This is a genomic window from Clostridium sp. ZS2-4 (assembly GCF_026719745.1).
In the GTDB taxonomy this organism is placed as follows: domain Bacteria; phylum Bacillota; class Clostridia; order Clostridiales; family Clostridiaceae; genus Clostridium_H.
Genome location: NZ_JAPPRQ010000095.1, coordinates 1 through 4,263, shown reverse-complemented (window position 1 = coordinate 4,263; position 4,263 = coordinate 1). Strand labels below are relative to the sequence as shown.

The following is a 4,263-nucleotide window of genomic DNA, read 5'->3' as shown; positions in this document are numbered from 1 at the left end:
TATCATCTGAATTTTTTCTTGTCAACAACATTTTTGATTCTTTTAATTTTCTCAAATTATCTTAATTCATACTTTGTTGTTTCCTCACCGCCGCTCTCGCGACGACAAGGAATATCTTATCATAAATATCAAAGCATATACACTAATTTCACCTCATTTAACTAAATTAATTTAAATTTTCTCCGTTTTTATTTGGTTTTCTTTATTATTCTTATATTGATACGCCAGGAGAAGTATATTTTTAGCAAAAAATTTCCAATATATAACCATTAAATAATACAGCTGTTAAAAAACCATATTATGAAAACCCGTATTTCATCTATACGGGTTTTCAACACGCTAAGCCAAATTACTCTTAGCTTAATCTGATTAAATCTTGGAAACATCTTTCAATGCTTTACTTACTTTAATTATAGTTAGCATTTTTCATTACTCTCTTTATATATAAAGAGGAGAATAAAAATACAAATATCACCATAATTACTGCAGATGCTGAAGCATAACCTGTTTGAAAATATTTAAAACCTTGTCTATATATATAATAGGTTATAGTATCTGTAGCCTTTCCCGGACCTCCTCCTGTTAAAGTATACATTTTATCGAATATACGAAAAGTATCTATAGTTCTTAATAGTAAAGTTAAAATTAACCCTGGTTTTAGTAAAGGTAAAGTTATATAAATAAAGCATTGAAAAGGAGTCGCTCCTGAAACCTTTGCACTTTCATATAAGCTTTCCGGTATGGATTGTAAACTGGCTAAGATTACTAGAAATACAAATGGAGTCCACTGCCATATATCGGTGAAGATGATAGACATCATAGCATATTTAGCAGAACTAAGCCATTCAATTCTATTTAAGCCTATTGTCTCTAACATATAGTTAAGTATTCCTGTATTATACTCAAACATCATTTTCCAAGTAAGAGCTACTGTAATAGGTGGTAATAACATTGGCACTAGTACTATTGATCTGAATATTTTCAGTGCTTTTATTTTCAAATTGAAAAATAATGCAAATAAAAGTCCTAGCAAGAACTCTATAAAAACACTAATTAGGACAAATATTACTGTGTTTTTAAGAGCGTTCCAAAAAATTTCATCTTTTAGTATAGTAATATAGTTCTTTATGCCTACAAAAGTTGTTGTATCTTTTATTAAGTCAACTTTATAAAAACTTTTCACTAAAGCATAAATCAGAGGATATACTGTCATTAACAACAGAATAATTACTGTAGGCAAAATAAATATATACGTAATTTTCTCACTTTTCCTCATACACTATCCTTTCTTATATCTAAATTGTTTTGCCCTATAAACTATTGCAATATCTTTTCAATAGCTTCATTAGCTTTATCCAATCCTTCTTTTATGTCCATCTTACCAGATAAAATTTCTGATAAATATAATCCCCATACATCTTCAATCTGGCTCCAATAAGGAGTTCTTGGACGTGCTGCTGAATGTGTTAATGCATCAAGCTGAGCTTCATAATGTCTGTATTTCCCCTGTAACTCTTCATCTTTATAGACACTTGTTCTTGTTGGTACCCCTCCACCTTGAAGTGCCATAGTTTTTTGAGATTCTTTACTTGTAATATATTTTAAGAAGTCTACTGCAGCATCCTTATTTAAAGAAGAATTCGGAATACCCAATAACCAATTTCCTATTACCGCAGTATCAAAAGACACTTTTCCTGGAACAGCTGAAAAACCTACTTTATTAACTACCTTAGATGATTTCGGATTGTCCACTGTAGCTACCCATGACGGCCAAGCTATTGTCATCGCAACCTTTCCTTGAGTTAATGTTGTTGCTATTTGATCGCTATCAAATGTTTCAACTCCTTTAGGTCCTAAGTTTTTCAATTTTATATATGTTTCCATAGCTTTTATACCAGCCTCAGAATTTACATGAGGTTTATTATTTTCATCTAACACCTTTCCTCCATATGCCCAAAACATAGGAATATAATTTGTAACTATAGGATTTCCTCTTTGTCCACGCAAAACATATCCTGATATATCTTTTTCATTTTTTAGTATAGTTTCAGCAATATTTACAACTTCATCCCAAGTTTTAGGAGCTTTCAAATTATGTTTTTTTAGTAAATCATCACGATAGAAGAACATTTGAACATTGCCTATTAAAGGCAAAGCATATAAATTACCTGTTTTATATGGATGTCTACATAAATCTGCACATTTTTGTACAAAATCCTTATCTACGCCTTCTTTAAAATAAGAATCCAATGGTGCTAAAAGCTTGCCTTCTGCAAATTCTGGCATCCAAGGGTCATCAATCATAACTAAATCAAATGCTCCTGACTTGTTACGAACATCTAAAACAACTTTTTCTTTTAAGGAACTATATGGCATTGAATTTACTTTTACTTTAACTCCCTTTTTACTTTCATATTCCTTAGCTACTACTTCAACAGCATCTGCCATAGCACCTGCTCTAACAGCAATACTTATCTCTGAAACCTTATTATCTTTAGCTTGTGTTTTATCATTAGTTTTTTTCCCGCATCCACTTAAAGGTAGTATAATTAATGATAATGCTAATGAAACAGCCATAAAAACTTTTTTATTCCTTAACATAAAACTCCTCCCCATAATATAATTTATATACTTAGCCCTTAACTGCTCCAAGGGTTAATCCCTTAACTAAATAATCTTGCATGAATAGAACAAAAATAATTATTGGAATTAATGAAAGAACTCCCCCAGCACTCATTGGCCCCCATAATACCAAGTATTCAGTAATTAATCCTGAAAGACTAACTGGAATAGTTACTAACTCTGGTGATTGAATGAAAATCATAGCATACATAAATTCATTCCAAGACATCATAAATGTAAATACTGCTGTTGCAGCTATGTCTGGTATTACTAATGGTAATACTATCTTAGAAAATGTCTGATATGATGTAGCTCCATCTACCATTGAGCTTTCTTCAATTTCTACTGGAACTTCATTAAAAAAACTTATTAACATCCATATTGCAAAAGGTAAGTTGAACACTATATAGGATAATATTATAGCTGTTCTACTATTTAATAAACTTAATTTTCCCATAATAGAGTATAAAGGTATAACAAAAGTTATAGGTGGAAATATTCTTGTTACTAATATCCAAACTAATAGAAATTTCTTTGCTTTAAATCTGAATCGTGATATGCTGTAAGCAGCCATGGAACCGATTACAACCGCTATCACAGTAGAACTTATAGATATGACAGCACTATTTAACATGTTTTTTTGAAAACCTAATTCTTCGAACAACATTATATAATTTTCTAATGTAAAATCATGTGGAAAAAATGTAGGTTTTTGATAAAACTGCTCTACTCTGTTTTTAAAAGAGTTATTAAGCATCCAATATACTGGAAATAGTGACCATATAACTATAATTCCAGCACAACAATACTTTAATACCCCATTTAAAATAATTTTAGAGTTCTTTTTTGTTTTGAAGTTAATATTCGTTTCCATCTCACTCCCCCTCTGTAATCTTGATTATCCTCTTACAAAATCTTAAACCCTTTATTTAGCTGTAAAATTAAATTATGTATTAAAAATATATGAATTTATTTATCATGATATATTTATTATGACTATAAAGTTTAGTTTTTTATATTGAATAATACAAAAATACCCTCAAAAATAGAGGATATTTTTCTTATGTATAAAATTATATTCACTTTTTTAGATAACTATGAATTTAGTTACTATATCTTTACAAAAAATAAAAAAACAGTCTTACAAAAGACTGTTTTTTTATGGTGGAGATAAAGAGATTCGAACTCTTGACCCCCTGCGTGCAAGGCAGGTGCTCTCCCAGCTGAGCTATACCCCCATATATGGTGCAGGTGAAGGGAGTCGAACCCCCACGCCAAAGGCGCTAGATCCTAAGTCTAGTGCGTCTGCCAATTCCGCCACACCTGCATATATTAATTTATAAATGGTGACTCCTAGGGGAATCGAACCCCTGTTACCACCGTGAAAGGGTGGTGTCTTGACCGCTTGACCAAGGAGCCAAATTATCTTAAAGTGGTGCTGGCACCAGGACTTGAACCCGGAACCTACTGATTACAAGTCAGTTGCTCTACCAATTGAGCCATGCCAGCTTAAATGGCGACCTAGAAGGGACTCGAACCCTCGACCCCCGGCGTGACAGGCCGGTACTCTAACCAACTGAGCCACTAGGCCAAATTGTTTGTGGTGGGCACAACAGGGCTCGAACCTGTGACCCCCTGCTT

General features: G+C 32.3%; 3 protein-coding genes and 5 tRNA genes. All 8 read right to left on the bottom strand.

The genetic code is table 11. The features are described 5' to 3' along the window. Positions 1–406: 406 nt before the first annotated feature. The 8 genes from OIO11_RS11970 to OIO11_RS11935 all read right to left on the bottom strand — a co-directional run bounded on the left by OIO11_RS11970 (position 407) and on the right by OIO11_RS11935 (position 4,213). The gene (locus OIO11_RS11970; protein WP_268071697.1) at positions 407–1,276 is read right to left on the bottom strand and encodes a carbohydrate ABC transporter permease; all 870 of its coding nucleotides are present in this window, start codon (positions 1,274–1,276) and stop codon (positions 407–409) included. Between the two features lie 41 nt (positions 1,277–1,317). Next, positions 1,318–2,601, bottom strand: coding sequence for an ABC transporter substrate-binding protein (locus OIO11_RS11965; protein ID WP_268071696.1), 1,284 nt, complete (start codon positions 2,599–2,601; stop codon positions 1,318–1,320). Between the two features lie 31 nt (positions 2,602–2,632). Next, positions 2,633–3,496 carry a carbohydrate ABC transporter permease gene (locus OIO11_RS11960; RefSeq protein WP_268071695.1) on the bottom strand — a complete coding sequence of 288 codons (864 nt, stop codon included), beginning with the start codon at positions 3,494–3,496 and terminating at the stop codon, positions 2,633–2,635. Between the two features lie 288 nt (positions 3,497–3,784). Beyond that, a tRNA-Ala gene (locus OIO11_RS11955) sits at positions 3,785–3,860 on the bottom strand. Between the two features lie 5 nt (positions 3,861–3,865). Further along, positions 3,866–3,949, bottom strand: a tRNA-Leu gene (locus tag OIO11_RS11950). A 17-nt stretch (positions 3,950–3,966) separates the two neighbouring features. Beyond that, positions 3,967–4,041, bottom strand: a tRNA-Glu gene (locus OIO11_RS11945). A 14-nt stretch (positions 4,042–4,055) separates the two neighbouring features. Further along, positions 4,056–4,131 (bottom strand) — tRNA-Thr (locus OIO11_RS11940). 5 nt (positions 4,132–4,136) lie between these two features. Then, a tRNA-Asp gene (locus tag OIO11_RS11935) sits at positions 4,137–4,213 on the bottom strand. Positions 4,214–4,263 lie beyond the last annotated feature (50 nt).

Coding starts and splice junctions, on each gene's coding strand:
- OIO11_RS11960 (WP_268071695.1), bottom strand. CDS start 3,496: ATGGAAACGAATATTAACTTCAAAACAAAAAAGAACTCTAAAATTATT.
- OIO11_RS11965 (WP_268071696.1), bottom strand. CDS start 2,601: ATGTTAAGGAATAAAAAAGTTTTTATGGCTGTTTCATTAGCATTATCA.
- OIO11_RS11970 (WP_268071697.1), bottom strand. CDS start 1,276: ATGAGGAAAAGTGAGAAAATTACGTATATATTTATTTTGCCTACAGTA.